1 protein-coding gene is annotated in these 1,055 nt (G+C 56.5%); it reads left to right on the top strand.

Going from position 1 to position 1,055, the window contains the following annotated elements; all coding sequences use genetic code 11:
• On the top strand, positions 1-1,055 hold a 1,055-nt coding region (locus FS818_RS28205), incomplete at both ends, for a non-ribosomal peptide synthetase (RefSeq protein ID WP_145336719.1).

The following is a 1,055-nucleotide window of genomic DNA, read 5'->3' as shown; positions in this document are numbered from 1 at the left end:
AACGGCGTGCGCCAACTGCTCGTAGGCGGTGATATTGTCTCGGTACCGCACGCGAAAAAAGCGATGCAAATCGAAGGATTGAAACTGATTAACGGTTATGGTCCAACGGAAAGCACAACCTTTGCATGCAGTTATTTGATAACGGAAGAGGATGTTAACCAGGGAGCGATTCCAATAGGCCGTCCTATCGCGAATACTCGCACCTATATCGTCAATCCGTCGAACCAGTTGCAACCGGTGGGAGTACCCGGGGAGCTGTGCATCGCGGGAGACGGCTTGGCGCGGGGATACTTGAACCGTCCCGAACTGACGGCAGAGAAGTTTGTAGACAACCCATTTGAACCGGGCGGGCAGATGTATCGCACCGGGGACCTGGCACGGTGGCTACCGGACGGGAACCTGGAGTACCTAGGTCGGATCGATGAACAGGTGAAGATCCGGGGGTACCGGATTGAGACAGGGGAAATTGTGCATGTTCTCCTGCAACACACGGACGTGAAGGAAGCCGTGGTTGTGGCTCGGAAAGACGAGCAGGGCGAGTCTTATCTGTGTGCCTACGTGGCGAGCCTGGGCATTTTCAGTGCATCTGAGTTGCGCACGTATTTGAAACGGAGTTTGCCTGAGTATATGGTGCCGTCGTATCTGGTGGAAGTGGAGCAAATTCCACTGACGGCCAATGGGAAGGTGGACCGGAATGCGCTGCCGGAGCCCCAAGGGCTACTACAGACAACCGGTGAATACGCTGCGCCGCGAAGCGAGACCGAAGCGAAGCTAGCCGCCATTTGGCAGGACGTACTAGGTCTTTCGCAACCGGTAAGCATCCGGGATGACTTCTTCGAGCTGGGGGGCCATTCACTCAAAGCAACGCAGCTGATGGCCCGCATTCAGAAACAGTTAGATGCGAGCGTGACGCTGAGTGAAGTGTTTGCCCGTCCAACGGTGGAGATGCTAGCCGGGTATTTGGAAACGGCGGCTATCCTGGAACGCTATGAGGCAATCAGTCCGGCGGCGCCACGCGAAGCGTATCCTGCCTCGCCTGCCCAGCAGCGGATGTA

The organism is Paenibacillus xylanexedens, assembly GCF_007680605.1.
Lineage (GTDB): Bacteria > Bacillota > Bacilli > Paenibacillales > Paenibacillaceae > Paenibacillus > Paenibacillus xylanexedens_B.
Note: the sequence above shows the minus strand (reverse complement) of the source record. Positions and strands in the feature narration are given on the sequence as shown.